17 protein-coding genes are annotated in these 18879 nt (G+C 71.1%); 4 read left to right on the top strand and 13 right to left on the bottom strand.

The genetic code is table 11. The annotated features are described in order from the left end of the window. Window positions 1-47: 47 nt before the first annotated feature. Window positions 48-350 (top strand): putative quinol monooxygenase, encoded by a 303-nt coding sequence (locus KK087_RS00410; protein ID WP_214544812.1) that lies wholly within the window; start codon window positions 48-50, stop codon window positions 348-350. 45 nt (window positions 351-395) lie between these two features. Here KK087_RS00410 and KK087_RS00405 read toward each other — a convergent pair whose 3' ends face one another. The 4 genes from KK087_RS00405 to KK087_RS00390 form a co-directional block, all read right to left on the bottom strand. Continuing rightward, window positions 396-578, bottom strand: coding sequence for a hypothetical protein (locus KK087_RS00405; protein WP_214529934.1), 183 nt, complete (start codon window positions 576-578; stop codon window positions 396-398). A gap of 62 nt (window positions 579-640) precedes the next feature. Continuing rightward, on the bottom strand, window positions 641-1696 hold the full coding sequence (locus KK087_RS00400; protein ID WP_250900687.1) for a DUF2891 family protein: 1056 nt from the start codon (window positions 1694-1696) through the stop codon (window positions 641-643). After that, window positions 1683-2765, bottom strand: a complete 1083-nt coding sequence (locus KK087_RS00395) for a DUF979 domain-containing protein (RefSeq protein ID WP_214563831.1) — start codon at window positions 2763-2765, stop codon at window positions 1683-1685. The genes KK087_RS00400 and KK087_RS00395 overlap by 14 nt, the downstream gene beginning before the upstream one ends. Then, on the bottom strand, window positions 2762-3469 hold the full coding sequence (locus KK087_RS00390; RefSeq protein ID WP_214529932.1) for a DUF969 domain-containing protein: 708 nt from the start codon (window positions 3467-3469) through the stop codon (window positions 2762-2764). The genes KK087_RS00395 and KK087_RS00390 overlap by 4 nt, the downstream gene beginning before the upstream one ends. A gap of 97 nt (window positions 3470-3566) precedes the next feature. On the opposite strand from KK087_RS00390, the gene KK087_RS00385 reads away from it, so the two are divergent. Further along, on the top strand, window positions 3567-4211 hold the full coding sequence (locus KK087_RS00385; protein WP_214563830.1) for a GntR family transcriptional regulator: 645 nt from the start codon (window positions 3567-3569) through the stop codon (window positions 4209-4211). 82 nt (window positions 4212-4293) lie between these two features. Here the strand turns inward: KK087_RS00385 and KK087_RS00380 are convergent, their stop codons facing one another. Together KK087_RS00380 and KK087_RS00375 are read right to left on the bottom strand one after the other, a co-directional pair. After that, on the bottom strand, window positions 4294-4872 hold the full coding sequence (locus tag KK087_RS00380; protein ID WP_214563829.1) for a TetR/AcrR family transcriptional regulator: 579 nt from the start codon (window positions 4870-4872) through the stop codon (window positions 4294-4296). Window positions 4873-4927: 55 nt separating this feature from the next. After that, window positions 4928-5467, bottom strand: coding sequence for a hypothetical protein (locus KK087_RS00375; protein WP_214563828.1), 540 nt, complete (start codon window positions 5465-5467; stop codon window positions 4928-4930). Window positions 5468-5635: 168 nt separating this feature from the next. Here KK087_RS00375 and KK087_RS00370 point away from each other — a divergent pair, with 168 nt between their 5' ends. Further along, window positions 5636-6169, top strand: coding sequence for a hypothetical protein (locus KK087_RS00370; RefSeq protein WP_214563827.1), 534 nt, complete (start codon window positions 5636-5638; stop codon window positions 6167-6169). Window positions 6170-6510: 341 nt separating this feature from the next. Here KK087_RS00370 and KK087_RS00365 read toward each other — a convergent pair whose 3' ends face one another. The 7 genes from KK087_RS00365 to pstC form a co-directional block, all read right to left on the bottom strand. Then, window positions 6511-7287, bottom strand: a complete 777-nt coding sequence (locus KK087_RS00365; protein WP_228513776.1) for a phosphate ABC transporter ATP-binding protein — start codon at window positions 7285-7287, stop codon at window positions 6511-6513. A 98-nt stretch (window positions 7288-7385) separates the two neighbouring features. Beyond that, on the bottom strand, window positions 7386-8432 hold the full coding sequence (locus tag KK087_RS00360; protein WP_214529928.1) for a sortase: 1047 nt from the start codon (window positions 8430-8432) through the stop codon (window positions 7386-7388). A 91-nt stretch (window positions 8433-8523) separates the two neighbouring features. Beyond that, the gene (locus tag KK087_RS17555; protein ID WP_214563826.1) at window positions 8524-10590 is read right to left on the bottom strand and encodes an Ig-like domain repeat protein; all 2067 of its coding nucleotides are present in this window, start codon (window positions 10588-10590) and stop codon (window positions 8524-8526) included. A gap of 64 nt (window positions 10591-10654) precedes the next feature. After that, a complete protein-coding gene (locus KK087_RS00350; protein WP_214563825.1) occupies window positions 10655-13258 on the bottom strand; it encodes a hypothetical protein in 2604 nt (867 codons plus the stop codon). Further along, window positions 13255-14991 carry a phosphate ABC transporter substrate-binding protein PstS gene (gene pstS, locus KK087_RS00345; RefSeq protein WP_307859892.1) on the bottom strand — a complete coding sequence of 579 codons (1737 nt, stop codon included), beginning with the start codon at window positions 14989-14991 and terminating at the stop codon, window positions 13255-13257. The genes KK087_RS00350 and pstS overlap by 4 nt, the downstream gene beginning before the upstream one ends. Then, on the bottom strand, window positions 14988-16352 hold the full coding sequence (gene pstA, locus KK087_RS00340) for a phosphate ABC transporter permease PstA (RefSeq protein WP_214563824.1): 1365 nt from the start codon (window positions 16350-16352) through the stop codon (window positions 14988-14990). Before pstA ends, pstS begins: the two co-directional genes overlap by 4 nt. A 2-nt stretch (window positions 16353-16354) precedes the next feature. Then, window positions 16355-17338 (bottom strand): phosphate ABC transporter permease subunit PstC, encoded by a 984-nt coding sequence (gene pstC / locus KK087_RS00335; RefSeq protein WP_214529924.1) that lies wholly within the window; start codon window positions 17336-17338, stop codon window positions 16355-16357. Window positions 17339-17796: 458 nt separating this feature from the next. Here pstC and KK087_RS00330 point away from each other — a divergent pair, with 458 nt between their 5' ends. Next, window positions 17797-18870 (top strand): threonine aldolase family protein, encoded by a 1074-nt coding sequence (locus KK087_RS00330; protein WP_214563823.1) that lies wholly within the window; start codon window positions 17797-17799, stop codon window positions 18868-18870. The last annotated feature ends 9 nt before the right edge of the window (window positions 18871-18879 follow it).

Genomic DNA, 18879 nt, shown 5'->3' with positions numbered 1-18879 from the left:
GCAGGGGGTCCGGGGTTGGCTTGGAGACCGCTGACGAAAGGTTCCCCATGTCGATGACCGTCCTGCTCGAGGTCCAGTTCCAGAGCGACGCCCCCGCCGATGCCGTCGAGACGGCGATCCGCGAGACGCTCGAACAGACCGCGTCGTTCCACGGACTCGAGTCGCTCGAGGTCCTGGTCGACGATGCCGACCCGAACACGATGGTCGTCGTCGAGTCGTGGACGACCGCCGAGGACCACGACACCTACGTCGCGTGGCGCGCGACCCCGGAGGGTGCAGCAGCCATCGGCCCGCTCCTGGCGACCGCGCCGATCACCCGCACCTTCGCGCGGACCGTCCCGCTCGACTGAGGTGACGCCGACGCCGGTGCCGCGGCCCGACGACGGCGCGATCACTCAGATCGTGTCGTCGTCGGTGTCGAGCGGCACCGGCCGGTCGTCGTCGGGGAGCAGTTCGTCGTCCGCGTCGTCGACCACGGGCAGGTCGTCGGGGTCGAGCACGGTCGGCTCCGGTTCGTAGTCGGTCTCCTGCGCCTCGCGGAAGTCGTCGAGGGTGTCGTCGTCCTTCGGATCGCTCATGGCCCCGAAGGTACCTCCGGATCCTCGACGTGTCCGCAGACGGTCAGCGCTCCCGACGACGGTCAGCGAGCGGCGTGCTCCCGGGCCTCCATGGCGTCCCAGGCGAAGCTCGCCAGCCAGTGGGTGGAGTAGTACTCCTCGCCCACGCTCGCCGCGAGCCCGGAGGTCAGCAGCCGGTCCGCCGCGTCGTCGAGCAGGTCGGCGACGCCGGTGCCGTCCGAGCCGCCGTCGCCGAGTGCGTCCGCGATGCGCCGGGCCGACCCCGCACGCGACAGGTCGAGCCCGAACAGGTGCACCTGCTGCGGGTCGTTCTCGTCGCGGACCACCGTCGAGCGCAGGATCGCGTCGCCCGGCTGCACCGAGGCGAAGAACCCGCGCGCCCACGCGGCGAACTCCGGGGCCGGCAGCACGGCACGCATCAGGTCGGCTTCGGCCAGGCCTGCGGACAGGAAGTCGTGCCCGCTCCGCTCCCAGGCGAACGGCCAGCCGGCGTCCGTGCCGAACCACTCCTTCGCGGCCCCCTCGATCGCGGCGGCCAGGGCCGGACGGTCGAGCGACCGGGCGGCCTCGAGCACGAGCAGCAACCCGAACGCCGAGTTCGAGTGCACGCCGTGCCGGACAGGGTGTGCTGCGCCGTCGATCCACCGGACGACCAGGTCCTCGAGGACGTCGACGACCGGCGCGAACCCCGGGGCCAGTGCCCGGACGGCGGGCGCCTCGGATGCCGAGACCTCGGCGGCGAGCCGCGCGAGCCAGGCCCAGCCGTAGGGGCGCTCGTAGTGCGGGGTCTCGCGCAGGTAGGCCGCCTCGGTCGCGAGGTGATCCGTCGTGAGGTGCGCCTGCAGGATCGAGGTGAGCCGGGCCTCCAGTTCGGTGGGCAGGCCGTGCGCGACCAGGCGCGCCGCGAGCCAGTGCATGTGCACCGACGAGTGCCAGTCGTACGACGTGGCGAAGGCGGGGTGGAGCTCGACGGGCAGTGCCCGGTCGTCCGGTCCGGACGTCGCGTGGTGCGCTGCGTAGGGGTACTCGCGGGTGGTGTTGTCCGCGGCGACGGCCGCGAAGCGGTCGGCCCAGGCGGCCCGGGTCAGGTCGATCGGGGCGGCATCAGAATGCGACAAGGTACATGACTCCCATGTTGACGACGAGCAGGATGGCGGCGGTCGGGATCTGCGCCTTGATCGGGCCGTACTTGTCCCGCATCTCGAGCAGGGCGGCCGGCACGAGGTTGAAGTTCGCGGCCATCGGGGTCACGAGCGTGCCGCAGAAGCCGGCGAGCATGCCGATCGCGAAGATCGCGGCCGGGTTGCCGTCGAAGCCCTGCACCAGGACGGGCCAGCCGATCGCGGCCGTCATGATCGGGAAGGCGGCGAAGGCGTTGCCCATGATGATCGTGAACAGGGCCATGCCCAGGCAGTAGATGACCACGGCGGCGAGCAGCGAGTTCTCCGGCAGCACCGACTTGATGATCGTGCCGACGGCGTCACCGACCCCGGCCTGGGTGAAGACGATGCCGAGCGTCGAGAGCATCTGCGGCAGCAGTGCCGCCCAGCCGATCGCCTGCAGCAGCCGTCCGCCCTCGCGGATCGGGGTGGCGACCTTCGGCGGGCGCAGGACGAACACGGCCACGACCACGGCGAGCACCGAACCGATGCCCAGGCCGGTCAGGGTCGCACTGCCCTCGGCCAGCAGCGGTTCGCCGCCGAACGAGACGAGCGGGCCGAGCGTCGCGACCAGCACGGCGACCACCGGCACCACGAGCGCCGGGATGAAGAGCCGGTTGCCGTACTTCGTCGCGAACCCGGCACGCTCGTCGGGGCTGGTGGTGGCGAGCACACTCGTGCTGCCGCTGCCGGCGTTCGTGATCTTCTGCGTCACGCCGGTGGGCTCGGCGGGGCCGGTCTCGGCACCGGTGCCCGCGCCGGGGATGCTCGCGACCCGGGTGCGGCTCGTCGTGCCGGTGAAGCCGAGCCCGGCGAGCGCGACCATCACGAGGACGGCGATCCCGAGCGTCCAGGCCGGCACGGTGCCCGCGGCGACGAAGGTGCCGTAGAAGAACGACAGGCCGAGGATGCCCCAGAACGCCGCGTTGCCCAGGCGCTTCGCGTGCGCGGTGTCGGTGACGATCAGGACGGCGACGGCGATGAAGAACGCGCCGATGAGCCAGTAGAGCCATTCGCTGGTGATCACGCTGCTGCCCCCAGGGTCGGGGCGTCGGCACGGGCGTCCGCCGCCATCTTGTCGAGTCGGCGATCGAACAGCAGCAGGCGTCCGCCGTGCACGATCAGCGCTGCGATGCCGGTGGGGATGGCCCAGAGCGCCAGGTCGATCGGCTCGAGCGACAGCCCGTACGTCGAGTCGACGAAGGTCGTGATGAGCAGGATCGAGCCGACGGCGACGAAGACGTCCTCGCCGAAGAACACGCCGACGGTGTCGGACGAGGCCGAGTAGCCCTTGATCTTCTCGCGCATCCGCTCGTCGATCCGCCCGTACTTCTTCGTCGCCGCGCCCTCGGCCATCGGGTACACCAGCGGGCGCACGGTCTGCGCCGGGCCACCGATGCTGGTCAGGCCGACCGCCGCGGTGACCTGCCGGATCACCAGGTACCCGGCGAGCAGGCGACCCGTCGTGAGCTTGTCGAGCTTCGCGATGAGGCGCTTCGCCTGGTCCTGCAGGCCGTAGCGCTCGATCAGGCCGATGACGGGCAGGACGAGCGCGAAGGTCGTGACGGACCGGCTCGAGGCGAACCCGTTGCCGAACGCGTCGAGGATGCCGACGGGACCGATCCCGCCGATGGCCGCGGTCACGATGCCCGCGACCGTGACGACGAGGAGCGCGTTGATGCGCAGCGCGAAGCCGACGATGACGACGGCGACGCCGATGAGGACGAACATGCGGGACAGTCTGGACCGCATTGTTCAACAATCGCAAGAGCCGGTTCCGCTCTGTAACACGCCCTTCACAATCGCCACGCATGCCAGGATCGGTGCCATGACCCGAACCGTCGGCGGCGCTGACTCCACGGCCACGCGGTTGCGCACCATGATCGCCTCGGGCGACTTCTCCCCCGGGGCGCAGCTGTCCGAGGAGCGGTTGAGCGACCAGCTCGGGGTGTCGCGGAACACCCTGCGCGAGGCGTTCCGGCTGCTCGCCCGCGACCGTCTGGTCGAGCACGTGTTCAACCGCGGCGTGTTCGTCCGCCGGCTCTCCGCCGACGACGTCACCGATCTCTACGCGGCTCGGCGGGTGCTCGAGGAGGCAGCCGTCCGCGCCTGCACCCCCGACTCGCCGGCACTCGCCGAGGCCGCTGCAGCGGTCGCCGACGCCCGGGCAGCGGCGTCCGCGGGCGACTGGGGCGCGGTCGGCACCGCCGACATCCGGTTCCACGCCGAGCTCGTGCGCGCGGTGCCGAGCGAGCGGATCCACGCCCTGATGGACGGGCTGCTCGCCGAGATGCGGCTCGCCTTCCTGACCACCGCGGACCCTGCCTCGTTCCACGCCGACTTCGTCGAACGCAACGACGCGATCGTGTCCGCGTTGCGCGGTGGCGACCAGGACGGCGCCTCGGCGCTGCTCGCCGACTACCTCGACGACGCCGAGCGGACGCTGCGGGTCGCCGCCGGCGCAGCCGACTGAGGGACGGCCAGGAGGCGCGGTGCGGCTCCGCCCCGCACGTTCCGTCCGGCGGCGCTAACGCTGGCGCCCGCGGATCGCTCGGTCAGGACTTCCCGCCGAGCAGGGCCGTGACCGCGTCGGCCACGACCTGGCGACGCCGCGGCGGCGTCACGGCCTGCACCAGCGGCTCGTACTCCGGAGCGGTCGCGCTCCAGAACGCCGCGGCGTGCAGGACGAGCCCGAGGAGCACCGCCGGACGGAACGCCCGCGGCAGGACCCCGGCGCGCTGGGCGTGCTCGACCTCGGCCACCGCGTCTGCGTAGCTGGTCGCGACGGACTCGAGCGGGACGTCGGCGCGCTCGAGCCGGTGCCAGGTCGCGAGCCGCTGGGCCCAGGGGCGACGGACGTAGGAGTCGTGCACCCGGCCGGCCCAGGCGGCGAGGTCAGCGGTGTCGAGCGGGGCCTCGGCGAACGTCTCGGTCACGGTGTCCGCGACGAGGGCGTCGAACAGCCCCTCCTTGCTGCCGAAGTAGTGGAAGACCTGCGCCTTGTTGCTCGACGCCGCGGCACCGATCCGTTCGACCCTGCCGGCGGCCAGTCCGACCGCGGCGAACTCGTCCCGCGCGGCGAGCAGGAGCCGGGCGCGCATCGCGTCAGCGGCTGGGGGCGTGAATCGGGCCATGGCGACCACCGTACCGATCACGCAGCCCGCAGCGCTGGAGTGCACCGCAGCAGCTTCAGGCCCGCTGTCTCTGCACAGCGCTCCGAAGGACCAGCGCAAGCGTCAACAGGACGCCGGCGACCACGGCCCCCTGGACGAGGTCCGCGAAGCCGCGCTGCAGATCGTCACCCGTGACGAGGATCGCGACGACCAACGCCGCCGTCACCGCGAGCACGATCGACCGGGCTCGCAGGCTCCCGTCCGAGCGGCTCACGGCGGCGTGGATCGCCACGAACGGGACCGGGAAGAGCGCGGCGAAGGCAGCCGAGCCGTCGAAGAAGAGGAGGCCGACGAGCAGCCCTGCCCCGAGACCGGTCGACAGAGCCACCCAGTCCGACGTGGAGATCCCGGCCCGCACGGTGCCTCTGCGCCGATGCCGTCCCAGCAAGAACGGCAGGGCGCAGAGGGCGCCACCGACGAGCAGGAACGCCCCCGGATTCCACGACGCCTCGTTCGGAGCGCTCAGCATCGAGGCCCCGAGCGCCATGCTGGCGAACAGGATCACCCGGCCCCCGCTCCGCCTCACGCGCCCAACCTCCCGCCGCTGATGTTCCACATCTCGACTCTACTGGCCCAGCTTTCCTTCTGCTGAAATACACATTGCTTGTTCTACGTGTTGGAAGATCAGTGGCGTGAGGTCCTCGGCACAGGCCGGGACTGACATGGGGAGATGACGTTGTCCCGCAATTTCATTGGACGATCTTCGGTAGCGCTCGGAGCGTGCTTGCTCTTCGTGGCAGCTCTTGCCTCGCCAGCAACGGCGGCACCGAACGTCGCGGAGCCAGTCGCCGACGTGGACGTGCACGAACAGGCACGGAAACTGGCTGACCTTTCGCACGCCTACGACTCGAATCAGGCCGGCGGGGGCAACACGGTCAACGGAGGGTTCGCGACGTCACCAGTTGCGTCCTTCCGCTGGAGCTACCGAGGCGTGACGATCGTCGTACCAGCGGGATGCTTCCTCAACATGTCCGTTCGAGGTTCGGGGCTGCGGGTCACGGGGTCGACGACCGCGGCCGAGTGCTACGGCCTCGCTGCGGTCATCCCGGGGATGTTCTGCAACTGGAGCGGCGTCTACCGCTTCAAGGACGTCAACGGGCGGCAGTACGCGCAGGAGACGACGTCGGTGCGTTCAGGCTGCGGACAAGCCGTCTTCAACATCCCCAGCGTCAAGAAGCACACGTTGCGTCCGGGGAGCATGTGCGTCGACTTCCGGAACAACGGCGAAGTACGTGGCCGAACGTGTATGGCGATCTAGCGTTGACCGTTCCGGAGCGAGCAACGCCGGCTCGTCTCCGCCGCGTGCTCAGCAGGGTGCTCGCAGCGTGCGCGGTCTTGCTCGGCGTCGCTTGTGTCGTGCTCGTCGTCAATGGATGGCCGCTCTCGGTCGCAGCGGGAGCAGCTGGCCTGAGTGCCTCGGGCTTTGCTGGCATGGTGCACCCGAAGAGCAGGGCAGCACCGGTTGCGTTCCTGGTCTGCGTCGCAGTGATCGGCGCCGCGCTCGTCCTCAACCAGGTACTCGCGTAGTCCGACCGCACGACGACGGTCCGTCCACCGGACGGGAGGCGCGGTGCGGGCCCGCACCGCGCCTCCAGTCCGTCATCCGAAGCGACCGTTGACGTAGTCGGCGGTGCGCGGATCCTGCGGTGTCTGGAACATCGCGTCGGTCGGGCCGTGCTCGACGATCGCACCGGGTGTCCCGGCCTCGGCGAGGAAGAACGCGCAGCGGTCGGAGACGCGCTGCGCCTGCTGCATGTTGTGCGTGACGATGACGATCGTCACGTCGGTGGCGAGCTCCGTGATCGTCTGCTCGATGCGCCGGGTCGACGTGGGGTCGAGGGCGGAGCACGGCTCGTCCATCAGGAGCACCCGCGGACGGACGGCGAGCGAACGAGCGATGCAGAGCCGCTGCTGCTGCCCACCTGACAGACCGCCGCCGGGTTGCCGCAGGCGGTCCTTGACCTCGTTCCACAGGCCCGCCTTGGTCAGGGTCTCCTCGACGAGCGCGGCCTTCGCGGCCTTGTCGAGCCGCACCCCCGTCAGAGCGAGTCCTGCGAGCACGTTGTCCTGGATGCTCATCGCGGGGAACGGGTTGGGCTTCTGGAAGACCATCCCGATCTGCCGCCGGGCCTCGGTGATCCGCCGGGACGCGTCGTAGATGTCGACGTCGTCGAGGAGCACCTCGCCCGCGAGCGACGCGGTGGGGACCAGCTCGTGCATGCGGTTGAGGGTGCGGAGGAACGTGCTCTTCCCGCAGCCGGAGGGCCCGATCAGGGCGGTGACCTGGCCGGCCGGCATGGTCAGCGAGACACGGTCGAGCACCTTGTGGTCACCGAACCAGGCGGAGACGGATCGGGCGTCGAGGGTCGCGGGCAGGGTCGACGGATCCGGTGCCGGGGGCACGCGGTCGAACCAGCTGTCGAACTCGGCGAGGAGGGTTTCGGTTTCTGTTCCGGGCATCGTGGTCTCTTCGGTCACATCAGGTTGGGCAGGAGGACGGTGAGCTGGGACGCCGCGGAGAGCCCGACGGCGAGCACCACCGGGACGGCGACGACGAGTGTCTGCCGACGGCCCCAGAAGCGCATCCCGACCGCGAACAGCGCGACCATGCCGGCCAGGACGATCAGGCCGAGCACGAGGAACGGCCACACCGAACCGTCACCGGCCATGGTCAGTTCGGCGGGGGCGAGTGCGGCGTAGCCGAACGAGGGCGTCGGGGTGGGAGCGGCCTTCGAGACGAGTTCGGCGTCGACGCGGACGACGGAGTCGGGCAGGAACGGCAGCCCGGCGGCGGAGACCAGGGTGAGCCGACCGTCGCCGGCCTCGAGCGGTGCGGGGACGTGGTCACCGGTGCGGCGGACGTCGACGACCCGGTACTTCGCGGTCCCCTGCCCGGTCGTCGCGGTGATGACCGCGCCCTTGTCGAGCTGGTCGATGCGACCGAAGGGGCCGCCGTAGGCGGTCTGGCGTCCGTAGACGACACTCGCGCCGACCTGGCCGGGCAGCGGGGTGTCGCGACGGTGGCCGGGGCCGGAGCGGGTGGTCTCCGACGTGGTGCCCTGCAGCACGACGGTGTCGAGGCCGAGTGCCGGCACCCGGACGATCGCGACGGGCGTGCCCTCGGGGACCAGACGTCCGTCGGTGCCGGTCTGGCCGACCGGGGCGGTGGCGTTGGCGAGCTGGTAGCGGAACGCGTCGCGCGCCAGCTGCTGGTCACGCGAGGAGGTGACCTGCGACACGGCGGTGAACTGCAGCGCGAACCCGACGAGCAGCAACCCGACGACGACGACGGCAGAGCCGCTGAAGCGCCAGCGGTCGGGGGCTCCGAGGACGGGGATCGCGCGGGCAGCGGGGCCGGCGGACTCGTGGGACCAGCCGGTGACCGGTCGGGAGGGGCGCCGCGCGCGGGACGGTCGCAGCCCCCGGATCGGCCGCCACGGGCCGGCGGCTCGGCGGCGACCGCTCGCGTCCTGCTCGCCGGAGGGTCGCCGGCCCGGCAACCAGGAGGTGAAGCTCGTCATCGATCCGTCCGTCGGGGTGTTCGGGGGTGGGGTGGTGTCTTCGGTGTGGGGTGCCCGGCCGGTCCTGTCGGACCGGCCGGGCGGGGTGGGACTAGCGCGTGATCTTGACCGAGGACGAGGTACGCGCGGTGTTCCAGAGGGAGTCACCGCTGTAGACGACGGTCAGCTTGTGCGTGCCGGCCTTGAGACGCGGGAGCGAGACGGTGCCGCGCCCGGTCTTCGACAGCGACACCGAGGCGAGCGTCTTGCTGCCCTCCTTGACGGTGACCTTGCCGGTCGGGGTCGCACCGGCACCGCTCACGGCGACGGTGACCTTGGCGTGGGACTTCGTGGAGACCGATTTGACCTTGCCGGCCTTGACGGTCGGTGCACCCTTGGCGACCTTCACCGTCGACACCGCGCTGGTGGCGGCGGTCCCGCCGGTGGTGGCCGGAGTGTACGTGGCGACGAGGCTGTACGAGGTGCGCTTCGGGACGAACGAGACCGAAGCGGTGGTGGCTCCGGCGGCGACCTTGGCGGTGCCGACGGTCTCCGTGCCGTTCTTGATGGTGACGGTGCCGCCCGTGGCGTTCCCGCCCGTGATCGTCGTGGTCACCTTGGCGGTCTTGCCGACCGTCAGGCGCGGGACCGTCATGGTGACGCCGGTCGCCGCGGAGACCGTGACCGTGGACGCCGCCGAGGTGCTCGACGAGACACCGGCGAGCGCCGGGATGAACAGCGCGTTGACCGAGGCCGTGCCGCTGGGCAGGGTCACCGGGGCGGTGACGCTCTTGGCACCCTTGGCGATGGTGCCGGTCCCGACGACCGTCGAGCCGTTCAGGAACCGGACCGTGCCGCCACCCGTGCCGAACGAGTCGACGGAGACGGTGGCGCTGACGGGCTTGCCGGCCACGGCCTTCGCCGGGATCGACAGCGCGGTGGTGCTCAGCGACGCGGAGAAGGCGCGCAGCTGGGCGTAGCCGCAGGTGGTGGCGGCGTTGGTGGCCGGCTCCGGCAGGAACCCGTAGGCGGCGATGGTCGCGGTCTGCTTGCAGACGAGCGAGTCCTTGCCGACGAACGTCTTCGCGATCGCGCTCGACGGGTCGTCCGCCAGGCGCGACGGGACGATGTTGTAGACGTCACGGACGAAGCCAGCGAACGCCGGGTTGGTCGCGTAGGCCTTGCCGCTGCCGGTGGTGGCCGGGGTCTGGCTGCCGGCCGTCTTGCCGAGGTCGGCGAGCGTCACGCCGTGGCGACGGTCGGTGACCCCGCCGACGCCGTTGGCCTGCGCGACCCACTGGCTGACCGAGAACGGGGCGATCGCGAGCGTCGAGCCCGTGTCGGCCGCGACGACCGCGGTGCCGTCGTGCTCCTCGATCGGCTTGCCTGCCGAGGTGTCGGACACGAACGAGTTCGTGCTCGTGAACCCCGAGGCGTCGGTCAGACCGAGCTGGCCGAGGAAGTAGCTGCGGGTGCCCGAACCGAACTTGGGCAGGAGCGGCTGGAGCTTGTAGGCCTTGGTGCCGTCCGGACCGGTCGCGCTGCCACCGACGGAGTTGTAGGTGCCATCCGCGTTGAAGTAGGCGTGCGACACGTCGCCGCGGTAGACGTTCCAGAGCGTCGGGGCGGTCTTGGCCTGCGAGCCGTCACCGATGAAGAAGGGCACCTTCGACAGCGGGCTGCCCGGCGCGTAGGCGACGTCGACCGCGTCGCGGGCGAACGGCACGTAGGCCAGGACACCGTCGGCCGACTGGTCCTTGGCGGCGGGGCCGCTCGACGAGCGGGCGAAGTCGAGCTGTCCGACGACGGACTCGTCGATCGTCGTGCTCGTGCCGTCGGCCAGGGCGACGCCCGACTTGTTGGCGACCGCACCGATCGAGACGAGCAGCTCGTCACGGCCGGCACCGGAGCCGGAGACGCGCGGGATGGCCGCGCCGCCGGAGCGGGTGACGACGGAGGGGCCGGCGTTGGTCGCGTCGTACGAGGCGATCTGGTTGCCGCCGACCGCTGCAGCGACGCCGTTCATGACGTCCTGCGTCGTGTCCGAGCCGAGACCGACGAGCTTGCCGAACGCGTTCCCCGCGGGGTCGGCCTGGGCCGCCGGCACGGAGAGGGCACCGACGATCAGCGCAGTTGCACCGAACGTGACTGCCGTCTTGCAGAAGGTGTTGACCTTCATGGCTGGTGTTTCCTTTCGTGGGTTCGACGCTGCCCAGGTGGCAGCGGTCGTGGGTGGAACTCGGTCACACGTGGGCGGCGGCCAGCATCGCCAGCCTCCGGCCACGGCGGATCAGGAACGGCCCCACGCCGAGCGCCGGCAGGCCGGCTCCGAGCGCCGCGGCGAGACCCAGGCGGGTCGCCGCGAGCGGCTGGTCGTGGGTGCGTTGGGTGGGTCCGGACGCCTCGTCGACGTCGTTGGTCGACACGGGAGGCGCGGCGTCGGCCACCGGGTCGAGGGTCGCGTCCGGCAGGGTGTCGGTCGACGTCCCCGGGTCGGTCACGGGGTCCGTCACGGTCTCCGTCGTGTCGGTGGGCGGCGGGACCGCCCCGTCGGGGCCGGACGTCGTCGGCTCGGTCGGCGCCGACGTCTCCGGAGCCTCCGGGCAGGCGGCGGCGACCGTCTTCGCGTCGGTCAGGCCGCTGGCGACCTGTCCGGCCGCTGCCCGCATGCTGCTCGACAGCGGGACGTAGCCGGCGGGGAGCTGGCCCTGCTTCTCCCCCGGTACCTGCCCCGCACCGCTCGCGTAGCGGATGAAGGTGGCGTAGTCCGAACGCTCGGTGGGACTCGAGGCACAGACGTTCACCGCCGCGTAGCTGAGCAGGGCGAGCGGGTAGGCACCCGCGTCGCGGTTCGCGGGGTCCGCGACGACGACACCGGGGACGGTCGACGGCCGCATGGTCGCGATGCCCTTCGTGATCGACTCGGTGGTCGGGGCGACCGCCTCGCCCGCGGCGTTCACGAGCTTGGCCGTGGGGATCGCGTACCGGGCAGCCGATGCCGTGTCGGTGATCGACAGCAGGAACCGGCTCCCCGGCACCTGCGCGCCGAGCGAGGTGTAGCCCTTCGGCTGTCCGAACGGGTTCCAGGAGTCCTTCTGGTTCGGGTCAGCCTTGAGCGTCCGGTAGGCCCCCTCGTGCATGTCGTTCATGTACGGCCGCATGTCGAGGGTGCCGTAGCCGGTCTCGTCCGGGTCGCCGCCCTTCGCGATGGTCAGGTCGGCCTTCGGGAAGCTGTCGACCGTCGTGTCGGTGGCCAGCGCCAGCGGGCGGTACGCGGGGTTGATCCGCATGCCCCACTCGTCCGGGCGCCCGTCGAGGAAGGCCGCCGCGACCGGGTCGGCCCGCAGCCAGGCCCACACCCGGGCGTTCGCGTCGGTGTCGCCGAGCGCGACCATCAGGCCGGCCGGAGCGGTGTCGCTCTTCGAGCCGACGAAGGTGGGGTTGAGCGCGAGGAACTCCGGGTCGGTCACGATGCTCGACGGGTTCGCCGCCACCGTGGGGTCACCCTTGCCGCGGCCGGGCACGTCCGCCTGGTACGACTGCGTGAGCAGCTTCGCCACGAGCCGTGCGTCGAGGGTGAGCTCCTGCGCCTGCAGACCGTTCCTCGCCTTCGCCGGGGCGTCCGGGTACAGGCGGTAGTCGATCGAGAACCCGATCACGATCGCCGACTGGGCCACCGGGGCGTACCGGATGGTCGTGTCGGGGGCGGTCGCGGGGTCGACGGGCGTGTTGACGAGTGCGAGTCGAGACGCCCCGCCGGTGGTGGAGACGATCTGGTGCTGCGCCTCCTCGTCGCCGATCTGCGAGTAGCCGTAGGTGGTGCCGAGCCCGCACAGAGCCGGCTGCCAGGCGGTGACCGCCTCGGTGGCGGGCTCCGACCCGACCATGCGCTGCTCCGCGTTGCCGATCGGGCAGGCCTGCGCCACCGACTGGAAGCCGAGGGGGAACACGACGCGGTTGCGCCAGGCCGACGCCGACAGCGGCGACCCGGTGACGCGACCGGCGGCGGTCGACGCCGCGGTGCCACCGTCGAGGTTGTGGCTGCCCCGGGGCACGATCACCAGCCAGCAGTCCCGCGGTGTCGCCTTGCCGGCCACCACACGGTCCTGTCCGCAGCCGAGCTGCGGGGCCTCGAGGCCCGACTGGGTCTCGAAGGTGACCTGGCCGGTGCCGTCGCTCGCGGTCCGGGCGGCGGTGACCTCGTTCGTGGTCGTCGCGTCGAACTGCTTCGACAGCTCGGTCGTGCTCTTCGACAGCGTGCCGTCGACGGACCGGAAGGGCACGCGGTACGCCCGCAGGAACGGGTTCTCGACCGGTGGCTCGAGCAGCAGGTCGGGGTTCGCGTCCGGTCCGGTCAGGGTCGGGTCCTGCCGGGGGTCGTCCCCGTTCACCAGGTCGCGCTTGGCGGCCCCGACACCGGTCAGTCCCGCGATGGTCGACGACGGAGCGCCCCACTGGCACTGCTCGGGGGACGGTCCGGCCGCCTCGTCGCCCCAGCACTGCATGAGCTGGACGTAGTCGGTGGCGTACTCGCTCGGCGAGGTCGGCTTCGCACCGGTCCAGCTCACGGTGATGCCCTGGTCGGTGAGTTCCTCGGTCTGGCTGACCGTGAAGGACATCTTCGAGAAGTCGGCTGCGTCGGGATCGGGCTCGGGGGTCGCTCCCCCGGCGCCGATCGCGGCCTGTGCGTCGACCCACGACTTCGTGACCGCGGACGAGGGCGTGGCCGACGGCGCGGTGGCCGACGCCGGGATCGTGGCGACGAGCAGCGAACCGGCGATGGTCGACGTGACGGCGCCGAAGACGAGCGCGGCGGAGCCGAGTCGGACGAGGTGCTGGTTCTTCACTTCTGGGCCCTCCGTCGGGACACGAGCACGCCGATGAGCGGCGGCAGCAGGACCACGGCCAGCAGGGCGGCCACGGCGCAGAGCATCAGGGTGCGGGTCGGCGTCCAGCCGTCGGCGGCGTCGACCTCGACGGGCAGGGCGGCCACGTTCTGGCACACGCCGCTGTCGGCGTCGCACTGCACGGGTGAGCCGTTGTTGAGTGCCGGCACCGCGCCGGTCCCGCCGTTGCCGGTGCTGCCGCCGGAGAGCTGGTCCGTCGAGCCGCTCCCGGAACCCGAACCGGAGCCGGTTCCCGAGCCGGAGCCCCCGGAACCGCCGCCCTCCGCACCGGAACCCGAACCGCCGCCGGACCCCGAGCCGGAGCCCCCGGCCGCCCCGGCACCGCCGCCGTCGTTCGTGCCGCCGCCGGCCGCGCCGCCGCTCTGTGTCGGCGTCGCGGTGCCCTTCGCCCCGCCGGTGCCGGTGTTGCACTGGGTCGCGCCGAGCTTGTCGCACGCCGGGGGTTGCGGCGCCTTGACGGCGAGGGTGTTCTTGCCGTCGGCGGAGAACGTCGGGTTGTTGCACTTCCGGATGTCGATCTTCTTCGCCTCGACCCCGGGGATGCGCCGCACCTGGTCGAGTCCGGCCTGCACCAGGTTGATCGGCAGCGGCGAGTACCCGAGCACCTCGGCCTGCTGCTGCCCCTCGCAGAGGAAGTAGTAGTCGAACGCGCCGAGGGTCTTGCCCTTCGCTGTCGTGAGGCTCGCGTCGGTGGTCGTCGGGACGACCATGTACGAGTACGACGACAGCGGGTAGGTGCGGGCATCGGGATTGTCGTACACGCCGTCGAGGATCTGCGTCAGGTACGACGACGACCGCTTGTCCTGGTTGATCTTGGCGCCGAGCAGACCGACCGCGACGTTCGAGGCGGTGGGCTCGACGTAGTAGCCCGCCTTGTTCAGCACCTTCGCCACCGGGTAGCCGGTCTTCAGAGCGTAGGAGTACTCGACGTACGTGATGGTGCCGACGTTGGCCTTCTGTGCGACGTACCCGGACACGCCCTGCGAGTTCGGCTGGGCGATGAAGCCCTTGCCGGCGACCGTCGGGTAGTTCGACGTGATGCCGCAGGGCAGCGGGCGACCGGCCTGCTTGCAGTACGCGTTCCACTCGGACGGGTACTTCTTGCTCATCCAGGTCGTGAACTGTGCGGTCGACCCGGAGCCGTCGGACCGGACCACCGGCACCACGCGGCGCTTCGGCAGGTCGAGCCCGGGGTTGTCGGCCTTGACCTTCGGGTCGTCCCAGCTCGTGATCTTGCCGGTGAAGATGCCCGCGAGCACCGGGCCGGAGAGCCGCAGGTTGGTGATCTGCTTGCCACCGGCACTGAGGTTGTACATGAACGACGTGCCACCGGCGACGATCGGCATGTACGCGTACCCGACGGTCGGCGGGACGTCGGTGACCCCGCCGTCCTTGATGCCGTAGGGGATCTCCGAGACGGCGAAGTCGACCGTGCCCGCCTTGAACTGGTTGCGGCCGTCGGAGGACCCGGTGCTGGCGTACCGGACCTTCATGCCGTACTGCTGCACGTTCACGGCCCACTGCTGGATCGCGACCGAGCTCCACGACGAGCCCGCGCCCGAGATGGGCACGTAGGACTCACCCGCGTCGGCCGCGGTGGCGGGGAGGATCGACAGGGCCAGTGCGGCGGCGGCCAGGACCGCGCCCATCAGGCGTGTTCTGCGGGTTCTCACGAGGGGTCCTTCTGGGAGGCGTCGGTGGGGAACGGGTGGACGTAGCGTCGGGCGTGCCGACGGACGAAGCGGCCGACGGGGCGCCAGACCGGTTCGGCGGCGGCGACCCAGCGCAGGACGAGGCGGCCGAGTGCGCGGAAGCGGTCGTTGCGGCGCTCGCGGGTCGCGACGGTCTGCGACCCGATCACACGGGCGATCACGAACAGCACGAGCACGAGGAACATCAGGACCGCGGCCGCGCCGAAGCCGCGGGCGATCATGTTCGGTTCGGGCGACTTCACGAACTCGAAGATCGCCAGCGGCAGCGAGATCATCGGGCCGGTCGTCGGGTCGAGGTTCAGGTCGGGCGCGAAGCCGGCGGTGAGCAGCACCGGGCTCGTCTCGCCGATGCCCCGCGCGGTGGCGAGGATGATCGCGGTGACGAGGCCGGAGCGGGACGTGGGCAGCACGACCCGCCACACCGTCTGCCACTGCCCGGCGCCGAGCCCGATCGACGCTTCCTTGAGCGTCGACGGCACCAGGCGGAGCACGACGTCGGCGGACCGGATCATGATCGGCAGCATCATCACGCTGATCGCCAGGGACGCGGCGAACCCGGACTTGTCGAAGCCGAGCCCGACGATGACGCTGGCGTAGATGAAGAGCCCCGCGACGATCGAGGGCAGCGCGGTCATCGCCTCGACGATGGTGCGGACGAACCGGGCGAACGGCCCGGGCACCTCGGTCAGGAACAGCGCCGTGGTCACCCCGAGGGGCACCGTGATCACGAGCGCGATCGAGATCTGGATGAGGGACCCGGCGACCGCGTGCAGGACGCCGCCGGAGGTCATCGGGTCGAGGGGCCCGGTGAGCGCCATGTCCTGGGTGTAGAAGTTCCAGTGCGGCAGGGCCTTGGTCGCCCGGATCACGCTGAACGAGACGACGAAAACGAGCGTCGCGACCACGACGAACGCGAGCGAGTGCACCGCGGCCGAGACGACCCGGTCACGGACCACGGCCGCACTCTCGTTGGTGGCGACGAGGAGCGCGTAGAAGACCAGGAACATCACGTAGGCGACGGCGGCGAACGCGATGGGTCCGGAGACCGGTGCGAGCTCGGTGAAGACGATCGACGTGACCGAGGCCGACGCGACCGCGGCGCCGACGACGCAGAGCACGTCGCTGATCCGAGTGCCGCTGAACCGGCGTTCCTCGGGTCCGCGGTCCGGCTCGGACCCCCGCTCGAGCCGCGGCAGGACCGTGCCGGAACCGGAGCCGGAGGGGGTCGACGCGGTCACCGGGCTGGCCGGCACGGGCGTCGACAGGGGGACGGTGGGCAGGGGTGACGTGACGCCCGCTGGCGCCTGGGTGGTGTCGGTCATGACTAGCTGCTCGCTCCCGAACGCGATCGGGCGACCACTGCGGACGCGGCGAAGTTGATGCACAGCGTCATCAGGAACAGCGTCAGACCCGCTGCCATGAGTGCCGACATGCCGAACGGTGTCGCGTCGCCGTACCGCAGGGCGATCAGCGAGGAGACCGAGCTCGCACCGGCCTGCAGGATGTGCGGCTGGATGACGAACACCGGCGAGATGATCATGTAGACCGCGATGGTCTCGCCGAGCGCCCGGCCGAGTCCGAGCATCGTCCCGCCGATGATGCCGCCACGGCCGAACGGCAGGACGACCGACCGGATCATCCCCCACCGCGTCGACCCGAGGGCGAGCGCGCCCTCGCGCTCACCGAGCGGGGCCTGCGAGAACACCTCGCGCATGATCGAGGTGACGATCGGCGTGATCATCAGGCCGACGACGATCCCCGCGATGAAGGTCGAGGCCGTGTACGCGGTCGGCGACGCGAGCGGGTCGTCGAGGTCGACGCCGGACACCGAGAAGAGCGGGATCCACCCGAACCACTGCGAGATCCACCGGGACACCGGGGTGATCTGCGACTGCAGGAAGAAGAAGCCCCAGAGCCCGTAGACGACGCTCGGGATCGCGGCCATCAGGTCGACCAGGCCGATGAACGCCTTGCGGATCCGCAGCGGCGCGTACTCGGTGATGTACAGCGCGGTGCCCAAGGACAGGGGCAGCGCGAACGCGATCGCGACACCGGCGATCAGGACCGTGCCGACCAGGACGGCGGCGATGCCGAACCGGTGGGCGTCGGGGTCCCAGGCCTGCGTGGTGAGGAACCCGAACCCGGCGACACGCAGGGCCTCCGCGGCCCGGACGGCCAGGAAGAGGCCGACGAGCAGCATGATCGCGAGGACGGTGACACCGCCAGCACGAGCGATGTTCCGGAACCTGACGTCCGATGGGTCCCGCACGACCGTGAGCAGGCGGGGCGAATCTGTGGACAACGGCATCCTTCGGAGGGTCCGGGGCAGCAGGTCGGGTGCGCCGGGGGATGCTGCGTTCCCGTTCCGGCGGGCATCACATTGGCAGTCGCTCGCCCAACGGATGCCCCTCAGCCGGCGTCCAGGAAACGGCTCAGAAGTGAACAGACGGGTTTCCTGAGCGGATCGCAAGGTTCCTCTGGTCCCCGCACCCTCCGTTCGGGGGCGGACGGAACGGTCCGGGGTACAGCCGTCGGGGCACAAGCCGCCCGCGCCACAGAACCCCAGTTGGGACCGGTAGTTCGTGCCCGGAACTAACCTTTCCTCGACATTTCCGAGCCCGCACACCCTCGGCGCGCACACGAACGGCAACAGCACCCGCCCCCTGGCGCACCCCGACACCAGGTGAACCGCGGGTGAACACCCGAGCGACGGTTGGCCCCGGAACCCGCGCCCGTCCGTCGACCCCGCGAACCTAGGATGATCCGGTGACCCTCCGACTGCACGACCTCGACCTGCGGGGCTTCGCCTCGGACAACTACGCCGGCGTCCACCCCGAGATCCTCGACGCGATCGCCGCGGCCAACGACGGCCACCAGACCGCGTACGGCGAGGACGTCTACACAGCACGCCTCCACGAGGTCGTCCAGGAGCACTTCGGTTCCCGGGCGGAGGCCTTCCCGGTCTTCAACGGCACCGGCGCGAACGTCGTCGGCCTGCAGTCGATGCTGCCGCGATGGGGTGCGGTCGTGTGCACCACGACCGCGCACATCAACACCGACGAAGCCGGGGCACCCGAGCGCATCGGCGGCATCAAGCTCCTGCCGGTGGCGGCGCCCGACGGCAAGCTCACCCCCGAGCTCATCGACCGCGAGGCCTGGGGCTGGGGCAACGAGCACCGTGCACAGCCGCTCGTCGTGTCGATCACGCAGACCACCGAGCTCGGCACCGCCTACACGGTCGACGAGATCCGGGCGATCGCGGACCACGTCCACCCGCTCGGCATGAAGCTGCACATGGACGGCGCCCGCGTCTCCAACGCCGCCGCGACCCTCGGGGTACCCCTCCGCGACTTCACCACCGACGCCGGGGTCGACGTGCTGAGCTTCGGCGGCACGAAGAACGGCATGCTCTACGGCGAGGCGATCGTCGTGCTCGACCCCGTGGCGTCCCAGGGCCTGCCCTACCTGCGCAAGATGAACATGCAGCTGTCCTCGAAGATGCGGTTCGTCTCCGCCCAGCTCATCGCCCTGCTGCGTGACGACCTGTACCTGCGCTCGGCGCGGCACGCCAACGCCATGGCCGCCCGGCTGCGCGGAGCACTCGAGGCGGGCATCGCCGACGGCAGCATCCGGGGCGTCGGCTTCAGTCAGGAGACCCAGGCGAACGGCGTCTTCGCGACCCTGCCCGCCGGGGTGGCCGACCGGCTGCGGCAACACTTCCGGTTCTACGACTGGGACGCCAGCCGCAACGAGGTGCGGTGGATGTGCGCGTACGACACCTCGGAGCAGGACGTCGACGACTTCGTCGCAGCACTGACGCGCGAGCTCGACGCGGGCTGAGCCGGCCGG

The sequence above is a fragment of the Curtobacterium aurantiacum genome, assembly GCF_018598555.1.
Lineage (GTDB): Bacteria > Actinomycetota > Actinomycetes > Actinomycetales > Microbacteriaceae > Curtobacterium > Curtobacterium aurantiacum.
The sequence above is the reverse complement of the archived record's forward strand: the minus strand, read 5'-3'. Positions and strand labels throughout refer to the sequence as shown.